Genomic DNA, 15,349 nt, shown 5'->3' with positions numbered 1-15,349 from the left:
AGTGCTGGGCGGCGCGGCGCGCCGCACGTACCTGAACCTCCGAGTGCAGCTCGCCGGTCGTTCAGGTTGAGCGCGCGGCTTCGGACCCTGTCCGAAGCCGCGCGCGGGCGACTCAGAAGTCGAAGTCGCCGATGTTGTCGACGTCGAAGACGTAGGGGTCTCCGAGCAGTACGCCGGCGTCGGGGCCGACCTCGAACGAGCCGAGCTTGCCTGCCTCGAACGTGTCACCCTCGGCGCCGGTGATCTCACCGGTGATCAGGGCCGCGGTCGCGTACGCGGCCAGGTAGCCCAGGTCGGCCGGGTTCCACAGCGCGAACGCCACGACGGTGCCGTCCTCGACGTACTCGCGCATCTGGTTCGGAGTACCGAGGCCGGTCAGCATGACCTGGCCCTTGTACTCCGAGGTCGAGAGGTAGCGGGCGGCAGCAGAGATGCCGACGGTGGTGGGCGAGATGATGCCCTTCAGGTCGGGGTACGTCTGCAGCAGCGCCGCGGTGCGGTCGAACGAGGTCTGGTCGTCGTCGTCACCGTAGACCACGTCGACGAGTTCGATGTCGGGGTGGTTGGCGGCGAGCTCCTCCTCCATCATCTCGATCCACGCGTTCTGGTTGGTCGCGTTCGCCGATGCCGACAGGATCGCGATCTGACCGGCGTCGCCGATCTGCTCGGCGATCAGGTCGACCTGGATGCGGGCGATGCCCTCGGCGGTGGCCTGGTTGATGAACAGGTCACGGCACTCGGGGTTGGTGTCGGAGTCGAACGTGACGACCTTCACACCCGCCCCGCGGGCCTCGTCCAGCGCGTCGCAGATCGCTTCGGGGTCGTTGGCCGACACGATCAGCCCGCCGACGCCCTGCTGGGCTGCGGTCTGGATGAAACTGACCTGCGACGTCGGCGACGCCTCGGTCGGACCGACCTCTTCGAAGGTGCCACCGAGCTCGGCGACGGCCTCTTCGGCACCGCCGGTCGAGGTGTCGAAGTACGGGTTGCCGAGGTTCTTGGGCAGCATCGTGATCGTGAGGTTGGCGTCGCCGCCGTCCCCCCCGTCGCCGCCGTCCGTCGGGGTTCCCGATCCGCCGCCCGAGCAGGCGCTCAGAACGAGCGCGGCACCGAGGGCGAGGGCCGCCGCGGCACCCGCGCGCCTCTTGTGCTGAATTCCGAACATCATTGTTTTCCTTTCGTTGTTCTCAGCTGTCGTGCTGGAGGGTGTTGCGCTTGGCCGGAGGCTCAGGTCGACGCGTCCGGCGTCGCATCCCGTCCTTTTCTCTTCCCGATGGCCGAGGCTCTGCGAGCCTGCAACCAGGCGAGGAGGCTTGCCGACACCACCGAGAGGATGAGCAGGATCCCGGTGATGATGTTGATGATGTCGCTCGTGATGCCTGCGAGCCGCAGCGCGCTCCCGAGCGTTCCGATGAGCAGAACACCGGCGATCACGCCATGGATCGCACCGCGCCCACCGAAGATCGAGACGCCTCCGAGCAGCACGGCCGCGATGATCTGCAGCTCCATGCCCATGGCGTTGTCGCCGCGGGCGTTCGAGTAGAGAAGCGTGAAGTAGACGCCCGCGAAGCCCGACACCGCGCCGCTGAAGACGAACAGCAGGAACTTGGTGCGGCCGACGTCGATGCCCGAGAAAGCGGCAGCGTCTTTGTTGAGCCCGATGGCGTACAGCGACCGCCCGAAGGGAGTGAAGTGCAGCATGACCGCGAAGACGACCGCGAGGATCACGAAGGGGATCATGATCACCGGGATGGGCGTGCCCGGGATGTTCGCCTTGGCGAGGTCGGTCCACTCCTCGGGGAAGTCGGTGATCGCCGTCGTGCCGAGCAACCCGACCGCGATACCGCGGAACAGCGCGAGCGTGCCGATGGTGACGGCGAGCGACGGCAGGCCGACGACGGTGACGAGGAAGCCGTTGAACGCGCCGGCGAGGGTGCCGACCACGATCGCCACGAACGCGGCGACCGGGAACGGAAGCCCCGCCTGTGTGAGGATGCCGGTCATCACGCTCGAGAGCCCGACGATGCTCGCCACCGAGAGGTCGATCTCCTCCGTGATGATGATGAGCGTCATCGGCAACGCGATCAGCAGGATCGGCGCGATGTCACGCAGCAGGAAGGTGACCGTGAGAGGGCTGTCGAAGTTGCGCACAGTGGCCAGCGCCACGAGGATCACGAGGATCAGGATGGCGATGATCGCCGACTCGCGCGTCAACAGCACCCGCCGCCAGGCAGGCCGTGCGTGCGCCCGGTAGGTCCGGACGGGAGGGGTGTCGGTGACGGTGGTCATCGTGTCTCCTCTCGTTGCGCGACGAGTCGTCGATGCTGTCGGACGGCGAGCACCCGATCGAGCACGATCGCGCCGATGATGAGGGCGCCGACGACGGCGCGCTGCCAGAAGTCGTCGATGCCGAGGATCGGCAGCGCGCGGTTGATGGTCAGGAGCAGGAACGCGCCGATCGCCGCCCCCCATACCGTGCCGACGCCTCCCGAGATCGCGACCCCGCCGATGACCGCGGCGCCGATCGCCTGCAGTTCCCAGCCGAAGCCGGCGGCAGAGCTCACCGTGCCGTACCGGGCCGCGTAGAGCACCCCCGCCAGACCCGAGAGGGCGCCGGAGAGCACGAACGCCATGATGACGCGGCGCGTGACCTTCAAGCCGTACAGCTGCGCGGCGGCCGGGTCGGAGCCGATGGCGTACAGCTCGCGACCACCCCGGATGTTGCGCATGTACCAGGCTGCGGCGACGAGGACGACCACGGCGATGATCGTCAGCACCGGGATGCCCAGGAGTTGGTCGGTGCCCATCCCGCGGAAGTCCGCGGGCATGTCCGACGCGTTGATGCGGTCGCTCCCGGTCCACGCGACGTTGATACCCCGGTAGATGTACATCGTGCCGAGCGTGATCACCAGCGCAGGGACTCGCGCGAACGCGACGAGCGCACCGTTGACCGCGCCGAGCAGCCCCCCGAGGACGAGCCCTGCGATGAACACTCCGATGATCGGGATACCGGGGATGTCGATGAACAGACGTCCGGTCAGGTAGGCCGACAGGCCGACGATCGACCCGACCGACAGGTCGACGTTTCGGGTGATGATGACCACGGCTTGGCCGACGGCGACAAGCAGCAGCAGCGAGGGCGTCAACAGCAGGTCGCGGAAACCGTCGGACGAGAACAGGAACGCCGGGTTCGCGAGGGTCGCCGCGACGATCACGAGCACCAGCGCGAGCAGGATGCCTGTCTCACGGGCGGTGGCGATGTGTCGCACCAGTCGCACGGCGGGGCTCGTGCCGGACTTCGGCGGGGACTCGATCGTGGTGCTCATCGGGCCACCTCCACGTCGGCCGTGGCGGCGTACATGACCGCCTCGGGGGTCGCGTCTTCGCGGCTGAACTCACCGGTCAGGCGCCCCTCGCGCATGACGAGGACGCGGTCGGCCATGCCCAGCACCTCCGGCAACTCCGACGAGATCATCAGAATCGCGATGCCCTGCTGCGCGAGCTGGCTGATCAACCGGTGGACTTCAGCTTTGGTGCCCACGTCGATGCCGCGAGTGGGCTCGTCGACGATGAGGACGCGGGGTTCGGTGGCCAGCCACTTGCCGAGCACGACCTTCTGCTGGTTGCCGCCCGACAGGGTTCCGGCTTCCGCGTCGAGCGCGGCGGTCTTCACTTCGAGTCGACTCGCCCACACTTTGGCCGCCTCGTTCTCCAGCCCCGTCCACAGCAGCCCCCACTTGGCGAGTTTCGATCGGATGGCGAGCGTGATGTTGCGCGAGACGCCGTCGTCGAGCACGAGCCCCTGCTTGCGGCGATCTTCCGGCACGAGCGCGATGCCGCGTACGGTGGCCAGACGCGGGTCGCCCTTCGGAAGCACGCGCCCCTCGAGGCGCACCGTGCCCGATTGATAGGCATCCACACCGAAGATCGCCCTCGCGACTTCGCTGCGGCCTGCGCCGACGAGTCCGGCGAGACCGACGATCTCGCCGGCGCGGAGCTCGAACGAGATGTCGCGGAACACGCCGGGACGGGTGAGCGAGTCGACTTCGAGCAGCACGTCGCCGACCTCGGCGGGCAGCTTGGGGAACAGCTCGGTGACGTCTCGTCCGACCATCTGCCGCACGAGATCGTCGACCGTCGTCTCGGAGATCGCCGTCGTGTCGACATAGGAACCGTCGCGCATGACCGTGACGGTGTCGCACAGGTCGAACACCTCGTCGAACCGGTGCGAGATGAACACGAGTGCACGTTGTTCATCCCGCAGGCTGCGCGCCACGGCGAACAGACGCTCGACCTCGACGCCCGACAGCGCGGCGGTGGGCTCATCCATCACGAGGACGCGAGCATCGAGCGAGATCGCTTTCGCGATCTCGATGAGCTGCTGGTCGGCGATCGACAGGCCGTCGGTGATGCGGTCGGGATCGATGCTCACGCCCAGGCGGTCGAAGATCTCGACGGCCTCCTGGCGCATGGCCTTCCGGTCGATGCGCCCGAAGCGGTTGCGGGGCTGACGTCCCATGAAGATGTTCTCGGTGACCGACAGGTCGGGGAACAGTGTCGGCTCCTGGTAGATCACCGCGATGCCGGCAGCCTTGGACTGCGCGGTGCTCGAGAAGTCGACCGGCTCACCGTCGAGCAGGAACTCGCCCGCGTCGCGCTGGTAGACGCCGGCGATGATCTTGACGAGCGTCGACTTTCCCGCGCCGTTCTCACCGATCAGAGCGTGGATCGAGCCTGCGTCGAGCACGAGGCTTCCGGACCGGAGTGCTACGACGGGACCGAAGGACTTCACCACGCGGTGGAGCTCGAGTGCGTGACGCGGCTTGGCGACATCGTCTGCCACGATAGGGTCCTCCTCGTCGAGGTGAATGGAGATGAATCGATTCAGGTTTGTTTCAGTTACTCTATGGATGTCGCCTCTGGTCGTCAAGCCGATCGGCGACAGTGACCTAATCGTGATCCGACAAGGGAGTGGGTCGAGCGTGGCAGTGAGCATCCGCGATGTGGCGACGCGCGCCGGTGTCTCCGTCGGCACCGTCTCGAACGTGCTCAACCGGCCCGACGAGGTGTCCGCTGAGTCCGTGTCGCGCGTGACGCAGGCGATCGAGGAGCTCGGGTACGTACGCAACGACGCCGCCCGCAAGCTGCGCGCGGGGGTCAGCACCACCGTCGGGTTCGTCGTGCTCGACGGCCAGAATCCGTTCTTCAACGACGTCGTCCGCGGCGCCGAGGACGAAGCCACCAAGCATGGCATCGCGATCCTCTACGGCAACACGGACGAAGACCACGGTCGGGAGCGGCTCTACCTCGATCTGTTCGAAGAGCAGCAGGTGCGCGGGCTGCTGATCGCACCTTACGGCGACGTCACCGGTCGACTTCGCCGCCTGCGCGAGCGAGGAATCGCCTGCGTGCTCGTCGACCGCTTCAGCGGCGACGGAAAGTTCTCATCGGTCTCGATCGACAGCGTCGCAGGCGGTCGCATGGCGGCAGAGCATCTGATCGCGTGCGGTCGCCGTCGAATCGCGTTCGTCGGTGGTCCGTTCGACATCCGACAGGTCAACGACAGGCTCGCCGGCGCGCGCGCAGCAGCCGAGAACGCCCACGTCCCGGTCTCGGTGGAGGTCGTCGCCACCGAAGCCATGACCGTCGCTGAAGGTGTCGCAGCGGGCGCCAGGATCATCAGTCGACCACCGACGGCATGGCCGGACGCGCTGTTCGCCGCGAACGATCTGATCGCCCTCGGCCTGTTGCAGTCGCTGATCGTCGACGGGCGGATGCTGGTGCCCGACCGTATCGCGATCATCGGCTTCGACGACATCCCGTTCGCCGCAGCAGCCGCCGTGCCCCTCTCGTCGATCCGGCAGCCCAGTCGCATGATCGGACGGACAGCGCTTCGCATCGTGCTGGAGGAGACCGCCGATCCGTACAGCATCCCCCGTCAGACCGTGTTCCCGCCGGAACTCGTCGTACGCCGCTCCACGGCAGGCTGACCGCCGTTCACCTCGAGTCGCTCACGCCTCGCGAGTGATGGTCACCTTCACGTGCAGGTGGCTCTTGAACGGACCGGCGTACACGCCTCGCAGGGGAGGAACGTCGTTGTAGTCCCGGCCTCGGCCGACCAGGACGTGGCGATCGCCGATCTCGATGTTGTTCGTCGGGTCGAACCCATGCCACCCGCCGGCGAACCACTCCACCCACGCGTGCGACTCGCCGGGCACGGCGACGCCGACCTCGGCTGCGGGTCGAGGGTGCAGATAGCCCGACACGTAGCGGGCCGGGATCCCGACCTCACGCAGCGCGCCGAGGGTGATGTGCGCGAGGTCCTGGCAGACGCCCTTGCGGGCTTCCCACGCCTCGGTCGCCGTCGAGTGCACGCCGGTGATGCCGTGCATGTACTCCACCGCATCGCCGATGGCGCTGGCGATCGCGAGCGCGGCACGGCCCGGATGCTCGTGCTGACCGGCGATCGACCGGGCGATCTCGACGACTTCGGGGTGGGGCCTGGTGCGCGCCGACTGACCCATCTGCTCGACGGTCTCGATCGCTCGTGACGCCTCCCGCCGAAGCCGATCCCACGTCATGTCGGTGTGCTCGAGCGGTCGGGGTCGCACCTCGACGAGCGAGCGGGCGGTGATCGCGAGCGCTGCGTGCGGCGACAGCACGTCGAACGCGGCGACACGTGTGCCGAAGTAGTCGACGTAGTTGTTCACCGACGTCGACGGGTCGATCTCGAGCGAGGAGTTCAGCACGAACTGACTGTCGGTCGAGCCCGGCAGCATCCGCGCTTCGTTGTACGAGGCCGAGACGTCGCCCTGGTACGAGAAGCCGGTCTGGTGTTCGATGCGCAGGCGCTTCATGACGTCTCTCCGATCCAGCTCGGCTCGGCCCCGGTCGGGAAGAATCTCTGACGGATCGCCTCGGACGCCTCGCGCGTGACCTTCTGCACGCGCTGCATGTGGTGCGGCAGTTCGCCGAGGATCTCGCTGATCGGCCGGTACTCCAGATCGTTGCGGATGCGACCCAGGGCCCGCGCCACCGTGTTCGAGTGGCCGACGCGGTCGGCGCGCGGGTCGATCGCGCTCATGCATCCCTCGGCCTGCGAGATCGAGAAGATGATCGATCGGGGGAACAGGCGGTCGAGCAGCAGGAACTCCGCCGCGTTGCGCGCGCTCGGCATGCCTCGGTAGGTCCGCAGGTATGCCTCGTATGCGCCGCACGAGCGCAGGATGGTCGTCCATGACGGTCCGGATGCCTCGGTGAGCGACCGTGTCGCCAGCAGACGCGCCGTCATGTCGGTGCGCTCGATGCTGCGCCCGAGGGTGAAGAACTGCCAGGCCTCGTCGCGGCTGGTCGACGAGTCGACCACACCGACGGCCAGGGCGGCGCGCTCGTGCACCCACTGGAAGAACTCGTGCACCTTGTCGCCGTGCAGGCGGCGCGGCATCCGGGCGTTCGTGGTGTTGAGCGTCTCCCACAGCTCGGTCGAGACGATCTCGCGCGCACGCCTCGCGTTCTCTCGGGCGGCCGCGAGCGCGTAGGCGATGCTCGCCGGGTTGCCGCGGTCGACCGCGAGGCGCTGCAGCACGTCGTCGCGCCGCACCTGCTCGACACCGCCGGGCGGGAACGAGCCCATGACGCTGAGGATCGAGCGGCACGCGGTCTCCTCGTCGATCCACGGGTCTTCGAGCAGCAGCTGCAGGTGAACGTCCAGGATGCGGGCGGTGCCGTCGCTGCGCTCGATGTAGCGGCCGATCCAGAAGAGGGACTCAGCGATCCTCGACAGCATCGTCGCTCACCCCCTCCGCACCGTGGCCCGATCTCGCCGAAGCATGTCCCACTTTCCGCTCACGTGGGCCTGGCGCATGAGCCGAAGGTGGGACATCGTCGGTGACAGCGAGCTCCTGCGCGGCCTGTTGCTGCTGCTCCTGCTGCTCGACGCGCGAGCGCGGGCGGTCCTGCGGCGAGTGCGTGGGCTCGGACTGCGCGTCGTAGATGATCGGGATGGCCGCGGTGACCGCCGCCTGGTCGGCGACGAGCCCCGCCAGACCGCTGCCCTGCCCGTACTCGACGTGGCCGGGGGCCGAGCCGCCGACGATCCACGTGTCCTTCGATCCGCCGCCCTGCGAGGAGTTCACCACCAGCTGACCTTCGGGCAGCGCGACGCGGGTCAGGCCGCCGGGCAACACCCACACGTCCTCACCGTCGTTCACGGCGAACGGGCGCAGGTCGGCGTGACGCGGCCGCATCCCGTCCTCGACGAGCGTCGGGATGGTCGACAGCATCACGACGGGTTGGGCGATCCAGCCGCGCGGGTCGGCCAGGAGCCGCTTGCGGAGGGCATCCAGCTCGGCGGGCGAGGCATCCGGTCCGACGACGAGCCCCTTGCCGCCCGAGCCGTCCACGGGCTTGACGACGAGCTCATCGAGGCGATCGAGCACCTCTTCGAGGGCGCCCGGGTCTTCGAGCCGCCAGGTGTCGACGTTCTTGAGGATGGGCTCCTCGGCGAGGTAGTAGCGGATGAGGTCGGGCACATACGTGTACAGCAGCTTGTCGTCGGCGACGCCGTTGCCGACCGCGTTGGCGATCGTGACGTTGCCCAGCCGGGCGGCGAGCATGAGGCCCGGGGCGCCGAGCATCGAATCGGCACGGAACTGCAGGGGGTCGAGGAAGTCGTCGTCGACGCGGCGGTAGATGACGTCGACGCGCTTGGGGCCGCGCGTGGTGCGCATGAACACCTTGCCGCCCACACACAGCAGGTCTCGGCCCTCGACGAGCTCGACGCCCATGAGGCGCGCGAGCAGCGTGTGCTCGAAGTACGCCGAGTTGTACACCCCGGGCGTCAGGACGACGACATTGGGGTCTTCGACGCCGGGGGGCGCGGATGCCCGCAGCGCGGCGAGCAGCTTGTTGGGATAGTCGCCGACCGGGCGCACCCGCATCGACACGAACAGCTCGGGCAGGGTCTGGGCCATCATGCGACGGTTGGAGATGACGTACGAGACGCCGGAGGGCACCCGCACGTTGTCTTCGAGCACGCGCATCTCACCGTGCTCGTCGCGGATGAGGTCGATGCCGGCGACCTGGATGCGAACCCCGTTCGCAGAATGGATGCCGGCCGCCTGGCGGTAGAAGTACTGCGACGAGGCGATGAGCCCCGCGGGCAGCACGTCATCGCGCACGCAGTGCTGGCGGCCATAGGCGTCGTCGAGGAACGCCTCGAGCGCCTTCACGCGCTGCTGCACACCGGCTTCGACCCGCGACCACTCGTCGTACGCGATCACCCGGGGGACGGCGTCGAGCGGGAACGGCCGCTCCTCGCCCGCGAAGTCGAACGTGACGCCCTGCGCGAGGTACGACGTCGCGAGCGATTCGGTGCGCCCGCGCAGTTCCTCCTGGGTCATCTGCGCGAGCGCCTGGTACAGCTCGCGATACGCCTCACGCGACTCCGCAGGGGCTCCCGGATGGGTCGGACTGCCGAACATCTCGTCGAACGCCGGGACTCCCGACGCCGTCTTGCGCGGCGCGAGCGTGGAACCGTATCCGTCGAAGAGGTCGCCCATGTGCCGAGCCTAGTCCGGCACGTGTTGCCGCGGTGTTACCGTGCGCCGAGCGCAGAAGTGGTGTATTTTCCGGCGCCCGTCGTCGTCGCGAGATGTCCGCGTTCCGTCATATCCGGGCCGCGCGGGACGCGGCATCCCGATCTAGGCTCGCGGTGTGAACACGGGGGTGCGCCTGCGCGCCGCTTCGGCAGGCATGGCCGCGGCGGTGCTCGCCGCGGGGGTGGGCGAGCTCGCCGCGGCCGTCGTCGCGCCGGCATCCAGCCCGTTCGCGGTCATCGGGGCGGCGCTCATCGATCTGGCGCCACCCTGGGCGAAAGACACCGCGATCGCGTGGTTCGGCACCGCCGACAAGATCGCGCTGCTGGTCGGCATCGCGATCGTGATGCTGGCGGTCGCGGCGGGCGCCGGCCTCCTCGAGGCGGCGCGGGCGCCGCTGGGCGAAGTGGTCGTGGGCGCATCGGCGGCCGTCGGCGTCGTGGTCGCGGTGACTCGGTCGGATGCCACGGGCATCGCGTGGCTGCCGTCGGCGCTGGCCGGCCTCGCGGGGGTGATCGCGATCCGATACCTCGTGCGCCTGGCGGTCGGCTCCGCGCCCGGCGCGGTGCCCCACCAGCCTCCCGTCGACACCGAGGTGCCGCGCCGTCGCTTCCTGGCATGGACCGGAGCCGCCGGGGTGGTCGGCGTGCTCGCGCTCATCGGCGGCAACCTCGCGCGCGCCGGCGAGCGCGCCGTGACCGCGGCGCGCGACGCGCTGGGGCTCCCCGCGCCCGCGGTGAAGGCGCCGCCCGTCCCCGCCGGCGCCGAGCTCGACATCCCCGGACTCGCCCGCATCGTCACGCCGAACGACGCGTTCTATCGGATCGACACCGCCCTCGTGGTGCCCGAGGTCGACCCGGCCGGTTGGTCGCTGCGCATCCACGGCATGGTCGAGCGCGAGGTCGTCATCTCGTGGAACGAGCTCGTCTCGCTGCCGCTCGAAGAGAGCTATACGACCCTCGCCTGCGTCTCCAACCCGGTCGGCGGCACCCTCATCGGCAATGCCAAGTGGCTGGGGTACCCCATCCGCGAGCTGCTGGCACGCGCGGCCCCCTCCGCCGACGCCGACATGGTGCTCTCGACGTCGATCGACGGGTTCAGCGCGTCGACGCCGCTCGACGTGCTCACCGACGACCGCGCCTCCATCCTCGCGGTGGGCATGAACGACGAGCCGCTGCCGATCGAGCACGGCTTCCCCGTGCGCATGGTCGTGCCGGGGCTGTACGGCTACGTCTCGGCCACGAAGTGGGTGGTCGACCTCGAAGTGACCCGCTTCGATCGCTCGACGGCCTATTGGACCACCCGCGGCTGGTCTGCGCGCGGCCCCATCAAGCTGCAGTCGCGCATCGACGTCCCCCGCCGCGGGCAGGGCCTCACGGCGGGCGACACCGTGATCGCCGGCGTCGCATGGCAGCAGCACGTCGGCGTCTCGGGGGTCGAGGTGCAGATCGACGAGGGCCCCTGGGTGCAGGCATCCCTCGCCCCCGCGATCTCGGACGACACCTGGGTGCAGTGGAGCCTGCCGTGGACCGCGACCGAGGGCAGCCACCTCATCCGCTGCCGCGCGATCAGCGCGACCGGCGAGGTGCAGACCGAGGAGCGTGCGGCCGTCGCACCCGACGGCGCCACCGGATGGGACGAGCGCTTCCTCGAGGTGTTCTCCTAGCCGAGGCATCCGCGATGCGCACGAACGTCGGAGAATCGCGCGAACTTCGGAGCCGAACGCGCAGGTCGCTCCGAGTCACGTCGAATACTCCGAGGTTCGGGATGCCGCCGCCCCGGCGGCCCGACCTCAGTCCGCGAGCACGACCTTGAGCTGTTCGATCGCCCAATCGAGTTCGGTGGCGCGGATCACCAGCGGCGGCGCGATCCGAAGGGTCTGCCCGTGCGTGTCCTTGGCGAGCACGCCGCGGGCGAGCAGCCGCTCTGCCACCTCGCGCCCGGTGCCGACGGCAGGGTCGATGTCGATGCCCGCCCACAGACCGGCGATCCGCACAGCGGTCACACCGCTGCCGACGAGCTCGTCGAGCTTCGCCTCGAGGTGCTCGCCCAACGCCGTCGCGCGGGTCTGGAACTCGCCGGTCTGCAGCATCTCGACCACGCGGGTGCCGACGGCGGCGGCGAGCGGGTTGCCGCCGAAGGTCGATCCGTGCTCACCGGGGCGGATGACGCCGAGCACGTCTCGGTCGGCGACGACGGCCGACAGCGGCACGATGCCGCCGCCGAGGGCCTTGCCGAGCAGGTAGACGTCGGGCACGACGCCCTCGCGGTCGCAGGCGAAGGTCGTGCCGACGCGGCCCAGTCCCGACTGGATCTCATCGGCGATGAAGAGCACGTTGCGCCGGTCGCAGATCTCGCGCACCGCGCGCAGGTAGCCCTCGGGCGGGATGATGACGCCCGCCTCGCCCTGGATGGGCTCGATGAGCACCGCGGCGGTGTCGGCGGTGATCGCGGCCTCGATCGCGGAGGCATCCCCGTAGGGAACCGAGACGAAGCCCGATGCGAACGGGCCGAACCCGTCACGCGCGACGGGGTCGTCGCTGAAGCCGACGATCGTCGTGGTGCGGCCGTGGAAGTTCCCGTTCGCGACGACGACCGTGGCGGTGTCCGGCGCGATGCCCTTCACGCGGTATCCCCACGCGCGCGCGACCTTGATGCCGGTCTCGACGGCTTCGGCGCCCGTGTTCATCGGCAGCACGAGGTCTTTGCCGCACAGGTCGGCGAGCGCGGCGGCGAAGATGCCGAGCTGGTCGCTGTGGTAGGCGCGACTGGTGAGCGTGAGCCGCTCGAGCTGCTCGGTCGCGGTGGCGACGATCGCCGGATGGCGGTGGCCGAAGTTCAGCGCCGAGTAGGCCGACAGCAGATCGAGGTAGCGCTTGCCCTCGACGTCGGTGACCCACGCACCCTCCCCCCGCGAGACGACGACGGGCAACGGGTCGTAGTTGTGGGCGAGGTGCTGCTCTTCGGCGCCGATCACGCGGATCGTCGCCGTGTCGAGGGTGGCCTGTCGCATGGTCATCGTGCCGCCTTCCGCAGTTCCAGCGTGCAGCACTTGATGCCGCCGCCGCCGAGCAGCAGCTCGGACAGGTCGATGTGGACGGGGTTGTAGCCGCGCTCGCGCAGCTGGGCGTCGAAGCCGGTCGCGCGGGGCGAGATGAGGACGTTGAGTCCATCACTCGACGAGTTGAGACCGAAGACGGCACCGTCGGCATCCGACACCGCGATCGCGTCGGGGTAGCGTTCGGCGAGGATCCCCTGACTGCGCTCGTCGAACGCATGCGGCAGGTAGGCGATGTTGGCGCGCTCGACGCCGCCCGGCCCTTCGACGGGATCGAGGACCGAAACGGCGGTGTCGAGATGGTAGAACCGCGGATCGACGAGGGTGAGGCTCACGACCTCCTTGCCGAACACGTCATGGAGCTCTCGATGGCTGTCACCGGTCGAACGGAACCCGGTGCCGGCGAGGATCGTGTCGCCCACGAGCAGGAAGTCGCCTTCGCCCTCGTTGGTCTGCTGCGGCTCGACGACCTCGAAGCCGTGCGCGCCGAACCATTCCATGAAGGCGGGGCCCTCGGGCTGCCGCTCGGGGAAGCGGAACTTCGCACCGTAGGCGACGCCGTCGATGAGGAATCCGCCGTTGGCGGTGTAGACCATGTCGGGCAGGCCTGCGATCGGGTCGATGAGGTGCACGTCGTGGCCGAGCGACAGGTACGTGTCGTACAGGGCCTGCCACTGCCGCACGGCTTTCGCGGTGTCGGTGGGGTTGGCGGGCACCATCCACGGGTTGATCGTGTAGCTGACCGTGAAGTACTCGGGCTTGCACATGAGGTAGCTGCGGTGCTGCTGGATGCGGGCGCCGGATGCCTCGGAGGTGGCTGCGGGCGCGGTGTGCGTCGACATGGGGCTCCTTCGGAAGGGGCGGCGGACGCTGTCCTCAGGCCCGGCGGGGCTGCGGAAGCCATCGACCCGGGCACGCCGCATCCATTCTGGCACGCGACCCCGTCGGGCACCGAGCCGCTTCACGGTGCGCCTCGCCGGGTGCGCGGTCAGGTCAGGCGGTGACGACGACCTTTCCGAGGGTGTGGCCCGCATCGACGTGGGCGAGCGCAGCTCCCGCCTCGGCGAGCGGCCAGGTGCGCTCGATCGCGGGCTTCAGCGCACCGGATGCCGCGAGGTCGAGGAGCTCGGACAGTATCCGGGCATCGGCGACGGCGGCCAGGGGGCGAAGCGGCCGCTTCGAGCCGATCGAGCGCACGGATGCCGCGGCCAGACGCGGGAGAGGGTCGAACAGCCCTTCGGTGCCGCTTCCCACCAGCACGGCGGCGCCACCCTCACGCACGAGCGCGCGCAGGGCCGACAGCCTGGCCGCGCCGACGACGTCGATGACGGCGTCGTACCCGCCGCGACCGAGCTGGGCAGAGCCGGGCCCCACGGCCCGGTAGTCGAACGCACGGGTCGCGCCGAGGCCCTCGACCAGCGACCGGCTGCGCGCACCGGTGAGCGCGTCGACCTCGGCGCCGCGCAGCGCGGCGAGCGCGACGGCGAAGGTGCCCACTCCCCCCGACGCTCCGATCACGAGCACCCGGTCGCCCGTGCCCACGTGGGCGCGGTCGAGCGCCTGCCACGCGGTGCCGCCGGCGAGCGGCAGAGTCGCCGCCGTCTCTGCCGACAGATCCTCAGGCCGCCGCACGATCCGCTTCACCGGCGCGGCGACATACTCGGCGAGTCCGCCGCCGGGCAGCTCGCCGACGACCTCGTCGCCCACCGCCCAGTCGGCCACACCCTCGCCGAGGGCGACGACCGTCCCGGCGACGTCCATGCCGAGCACCGGGCGCTTGGGCCGCCGCAGCCCGAAGGCCAGGCGCACCATGCGCGGTTCGCCGCGCATGAGGTGCACGTCGGCGCTGTTGAGGCTCACGGCTCTCGTGCGCAGGAGCACCTCGTCTCGGCCGGGCGTCGGCACGTCGATGCGCGCCGAGACGACGGTCTCGGGGCCGCCGTACGCCAGCTGCCGCCACGCGGTCATCGTCGTGGGCAGCGAGGCCGCAGCCGCGGCGTCCTTCTTGTCGTGCATGTCAGTCCTCCGGGTACTGGAACAGGTCGTCGAGGCCGACGTCGAACGCGCGGGCCAGCTGGAAGGCGAGCTCGAGCGTCGGCGAGTACCGGCCCTGCTCGATGGCGATGAGCGTCTGACGCGTGACGCCGATCCGGCGGGCGAGCTCGGCCTGCGTCATGCCTGCCTGCTCGCGCACGGCGCGCAGCGAGTTGGTGACCTTGGTCGGACGCACCATCACTGGAACCCCCGCCGGTAGGCGACCAGCCGCGCGATGCCGCTGAGCGAGGCTGAGAGGAAGAATCCGAGATAGATGGCGTTGCCGATCCAGAACCAGTCGGCCTCGACCATGGCGAGCACGAGTCCGCCCAGACCGCCGAGCGCGAGCAGAGACTGGCCGACGCGGTCGCCGAACCACTCGATCTCGCGGTCGCGCTGATCGGCCCGGTGCTCCTCCTCGGGGTCGACCGCACCGGCGACGATGCCCCACACGATGCTGACGACGATCGACAGCGCGATCGCGCCGACGATGACCCACACCATCGGCCAGACCCAGTCGATCTCGTCGACGGGGGTCGAGCCGAGCTGCGGCAGCACGAGCGAGAGGTAGACCGCGGTGCCGACGACGCTCGCGATGAGCTGCGACCAGATGTTGCGCTCCGAGTAGCCCACGAGGCCACCTCCGATGTCTAGAATCCTT

Annotated in this window: 14 protein-coding genes; 2 read left to right on the top strand and 12 right to left on the bottom strand. The window is 69.5% G+C overall.

Going from position 1 to position 15,349, the window contains the following annotated elements; genetic code table 11:
- Positions 1–112 precede the first annotated feature (112 nt).
- The 4 genes from rhaS to ABD663_RS12225 form a co-directional block, all read right to left on the bottom strand.
- Positions 113–1,165 (bottom strand): rhamnose ABC transporter substrate-binding protein, encoded by a 1,053-nt coding sequence (gene rhaS / locus ABD663_RS12240; protein ID WP_344740237.1) that lies wholly within the window; start codon positions 1,163–1,165, stop codon positions 113–115.
- 62 nt (positions 1,166–1,227) lie between these two features.
- Positions 1,228–2,289 (bottom strand): ABC transporter permease, encoded by a 1,062-nt coding sequence (locus ABD663_RS12235; RefSeq protein ID WP_344738921.1) that lies wholly within the window; start codon positions 2,287–2,289, stop codon positions 1,228–1,230.
- Positions 2,286–3,326 (bottom strand): ABC transporter permease, encoded by a 1,041-nt coding sequence (locus ABD663_RS12230; protein ID WP_344738919.1) that lies wholly within the window; start codon positions 3,324–3,326, stop codon positions 2,286–2,288. The genes ABD663_RS12235 and ABD663_RS12230 overlap by 4 nt, the downstream gene beginning before the upstream one ends.
- Complete coding sequence (locus ABD663_RS12225; protein WP_344738917.1) at positions 3,323–4,843, bottom strand: sugar ABC transporter ATP-binding protein; 1,521 nt, start codon at positions 4,841–4,843, stop codon at positions 3,323–3,325. The genes ABD663_RS12230 and ABD663_RS12225 overlap by 4 nt, the downstream gene beginning before the upstream one ends.
- Positions 4,844–4,982: 139 nt before the next feature.
- Between ABD663_RS12225 and ABD663_RS12220 the strand changes: the two genes are divergently transcribed.
- The gene (locus ABD663_RS12220; RefSeq protein ID WP_344738914.1) at positions 4,983–5,990 is read left to right on the top strand and encodes a LacI family DNA-binding transcriptional regulator; all 1,008 of its coding nucleotides are present in this window, start codon (positions 4,983–4,985) and stop codon (positions 5,988–5,990) included.
- A 21-nt stretch (positions 5,991–6,011) separates the two neighbouring features.
- Here ABD663_RS12220 and ABD663_RS12215 read toward each other — a convergent pair whose 3' ends face one another.
- The 3 genes from ABD663_RS12215 to ABD663_RS12205 are packed head-to-tail and all read right to left on the bottom strand — an operon-like array spanning position 6,012 to position 9,560.
- Positions 6,012–6,857, bottom strand: coding sequence for a transglutaminase family protein (locus ABD663_RS12215; RefSeq protein WP_344738912.1), 846 nt, complete (start codon positions 6,855–6,857; stop codon positions 6,012–6,014).
- Positions 6,854–7,786, bottom strand: coding sequence for an alpha-E domain-containing protein (locus ABD663_RS12210; protein ID WP_344738910.1), 933 nt, complete (start codon positions 7,784–7,786; stop codon positions 6,854–6,856). Before ABD663_RS12210 ends, ABD663_RS12215 begins: the two co-directional genes overlap by 4 nt.
- Positions 7,767–9,560, bottom strand: a complete 1,794-nt coding sequence (locus tag ABD663_RS12205; RefSeq protein ID WP_344738908.1) for a circularly permuted type 2 ATP-grasp protein — start codon at positions 9,558–9,560, stop codon at positions 7,767–7,769. Before ABD663_RS12205 ends, ABD663_RS12210 begins: the two co-directional genes overlap by 20 nt.
- 193 nt (positions 9,561–9,753) lie before the next feature.
- On the opposite strand from ABD663_RS12205, the gene ABD663_RS12200 reads away from it, so the two are divergent.
- A complete protein-coding gene (locus tag ABD663_RS12200; RefSeq protein ID WP_344740235.1) occupies positions 9,754–11,262 on the top strand; it encodes a molybdopterin-dependent oxidoreductase in 1,509 nt (502 codons plus the stop codon).
- Between the two features lie 126 nt (positions 11,263–11,388).
- Here ABD663_RS12200 and rocD read toward each other — a convergent pair whose 3' ends face one another.
- From rocD to ABD663_RS12175, 5 genes are all read right to left on the bottom strand, one after another.
- Positions 11,389–12,615 carry an ornithine--oxo-acid transaminase gene (gene rocD / locus ABD663_RS12195; RefSeq protein WP_425561779.1) on the bottom strand — a complete coding sequence of 409 codons (1,227 nt, stop codon included), beginning with the start codon at positions 12,613–12,615 and terminating at the stop codon, positions 11,389–11,391.
- Positions 12,612–13,496: a dimethylargininase gene (gene ddaH, locus ABD663_RS12190; protein WP_344738906.1), complete on the bottom strand. Its 885-nt coding sequence runs from the start codon at positions 13,494–13,496 to the stop codon at positions 12,612–12,614. Before ddaH ends, rocD begins: the two co-directional genes overlap by 4 nt.
- 151 nt (positions 13,497–13,647) lie before the next feature.
- The gene (locus ABD663_RS12185) at positions 13,648–14,670 is read right to left on the bottom strand and encodes an NAD(P)-dependent alcohol dehydrogenase (RefSeq protein ID WP_344738904.1); all 1,023 of its coding nucleotides are present in this window, start codon (positions 14,668–14,670) and stop codon (positions 13,648–13,650) included.
- 1 nt (position 14,671) lies between these two features.
- The gene (locus tag ABD663_RS12180; protein WP_344738902.1) at positions 14,672–14,887 is read right to left on the bottom strand and encodes a helix-turn-helix transcriptional regulator; all 216 of its coding nucleotides are present in this window, start codon (positions 14,885–14,887) and stop codon (positions 14,672–14,674) included.
- The gene (locus ABD663_RS12175) at positions 14,887–15,321 is read right to left on the bottom strand and encodes a hypothetical protein (protein WP_344738900.1); all 435 of its coding nucleotides are present in this window, start codon (positions 15,319–15,321) and stop codon (positions 14,887–14,889) included. The genes ABD663_RS12180 and ABD663_RS12175 overlap by 1 nt, the downstream gene beginning before the upstream one ends.
- Positions 15,322–15,349 lie beyond the last annotated feature (28 nt).

It is taken from the genome of Microbacterium awajiense, from assembly GCF_039536545.1.
In the GTDB taxonomy this organism is placed as follows: Bacteria; Actinomycetota; Actinomycetes; order Actinomycetales; family Microbacteriaceae; genus Microbacterium; species Microbacterium awajiense.
Note: the sequence above shows the minus strand (reverse complement) of the source record. Positions and strands in the feature narration are given on the sequence as shown.

Bases quoted from the DNA above. Each gene is read 5' to 3' on its own strand.
- rhaS (WP_344740237.1), bottom strand. From the start codon at position 1,165: ATGTTCGGAATTCAGCACAAGAGGCGCGCGGGTGCCGCGGCGGCCCTC.
- ABD663_RS12235 (WP_344738921.1), bottom strand. From the start codon at position 2,289: ATGACCACCGTCACCGACACCCCTCCCGTCCGGACCTACCGGGCGCAC.
- ABD663_RS12230 (WP_344738919.1), bottom strand. From the start codon at position 3,326: ATGAGCACCACGATCGAGTCCCCGCCGAAGTCCGGCACGAGCCCCGCC.
- ABD663_RS12215 (WP_344738912.1), bottom strand. From the start codon at position 6,857: ATGAAGCGCCTGCGCATCGAACACCAGACCGGCTTCTCGTACCAGGGC.
- ABD663_RS12210 (WP_344738910.1), bottom strand. From the start codon at position 7,786: ATGCTGTCGAGGATCGCTGAGTCCCTCTTCTGGATCGGCCGCTACATC.
- ABD663_RS12205 (WP_344738908.1), bottom strand. From the start codon at position 9,560: ATGGGCGACCTCTTCGACGGATACGGTTCCACGCTCGCGCCGCGCAAG.
- ABD663_RS12200 (WP_344740235.1), top strand. From the start codon at position 9,754: ATGGCCGCGGCGGTGCTCGCCGCGGGGGTGGGCGAGCTCGCCGCGGCC.
- rocD (WP_425561779.1), bottom strand. From the start codon at position 12,615: ATGACCATGCGACAGGCCACCCTCGACACGGCGACGATCCGCGTGATC.
- ddaH (WP_344738906.1), bottom strand. From the start codon at position 13,496: ATGTCGACGCACACCGCGCCCGCAGCCACCTCCGAGGCATCCGGCGCC.
- ABD663_RS12185 (WP_344738904.1), bottom strand. From the start codon at position 14,670: ATGCACGACAAGAAGGACGCCGCGGCTGCGGCCTCGCTGCCCACGACG.
- ABD663_RS12180 (WP_344738902.1), bottom strand. From the start codon at position 14,887: ATGGTGCGTCCGACCAAGGTCACCAACTCGCTGCGCGCCGTGCGCGAG.